Below are 1,260 nucleotides of genomic sequence, written 5' to 3'. Positions count from 1 at the left end.
ATGCACCGCATCGGGCGTTTGCATTTTCAGCGACAGGTGCGGCCTCTCGCAGTTGTATATGCGCACCGACTGCTCGACCATCCTTCTGGCCTGTCCCAGATCGGCGGGGCGTTGCAGCAAAAACTCGGTCTTCAGAATGCCGTTGACCCGCTCGGCCAGTGCGTTCTGGTAGCAATCGTAGCCATCAGTCATCGAGCAGGTCACGCCATGGCGCTTGTGCAGGGCTTGGTAGTACGCCGAGCAATACTGGATGCCTCTGTCGGAGTGATGTACGAGCTGCAGGCGACTGCGCCGCCCCGATAGCGCCATCTTCATCGCCTGCGCTACCTCTTCGGTCTGCAGGCTCTCATGCACGTGCCAGCCGACGATCTTGCGGGAGTACGCATCCGTGACCAGGCTCAGGTAGACGAACTTGCCATTTGTGGGCAAGTAGGTGATGTCTGCTACCCATACCTGTTCGCTGGCGCTGGCGCGAATCTGCTTTGGCCCAGCCTTGAGCAAGTTGGGGTGGCGCCTGAAGCGGTGGTGGCTGTCGGTCGTCTTGTGGTACGCCCGCCGGGGCGCCACCAGCAGCCTGGCGTTGCGCAGGACGTCGAACATCGCATCGCGCCCCAGCGCTATTCCTTGGCGCTGCAGCGGCTCCTGCAGCAGATGGTGCAGTTTGCGGGTACCTATGCGCGGCTGACGCATGCGTTGCTCGCGCACCAACTCCTGCACCAGTTGCGCATTCTCCATGCGAGCAGCCTCGCGTTGCATGCCCTGGTAATACGCCTGTCGGCTTTGGCCCATGTGCTGGCAAGCCCTCTTCACGCTCAATCCTGCGACGAGGTTTTGCGAGAGGACTTGCCCAAAGGTTTTTTTACGACGCGCACCCCGTAGTCCTTGCGCAGCACGTCAATGACGGCCTCGAACAGTCGGGCCTTCTCCTGGGCCTGCTGCAGCTGCACCTGCAGCGCCTTGATCTGCTGCTCGGGCGTGAGCGCCCCAGGGTTCTTCTTGTCTATCGGCATGGCTGCAGATGATGCCGCAGGACTCCAACCCAACCGCCCATGTTTGCGCAGCCACACCAGCACCGTCGAGCGGCCCTGGATTCCGTACTTGTGCTGCGCCTCTTTGTAAGTGAGTTCGCCTTTTTCTACCTGCTCCACCACCGCCAATTTAAAAGCCAGCGTGTAGTCGCGCTGAGTGCGTTTGACACTAGATTCCATGACACATGTCCTTTTGAAAGGTCCAGGTGTCAACGCTATTCAGGACGGGTCA

The 1,260-nt window shown here is 60.3% G+C and carries 1 protein-coding gene; it reads right to left on the bottom strand.

The window, feature by feature from the left end:
• A protein-coding gene (locus QUB63_RS34945) for an IS3 family transposase (RefSeq protein ID WP_332949972.1) occupies window positions 1–1,208 on the bottom strand; the annotation gives its coding sequence in 2 pieces (ribosomal slippage) (window positions 1–861 and window positions 864–1,208; 1,206 coding nt annotated over the 2 pieces). This gene is flagged as partial in the annotation.
• Window positions 1,209–1,260: the final 52 nt, after the last annotated feature.

The sequence above is a fragment of the Microcoleus sp. ARI1-B5 genome, assembly GCF_036705795.1.
Classification (GTDB): domain Bacteria; phylum Cyanobacteriota; class Cyanobacteriia; order Cyanobacteriales; family Microcoleaceae; genus Microcoleus.
This window is presented reverse-complemented; position numbering and strand designations above follow the sequence as displayed.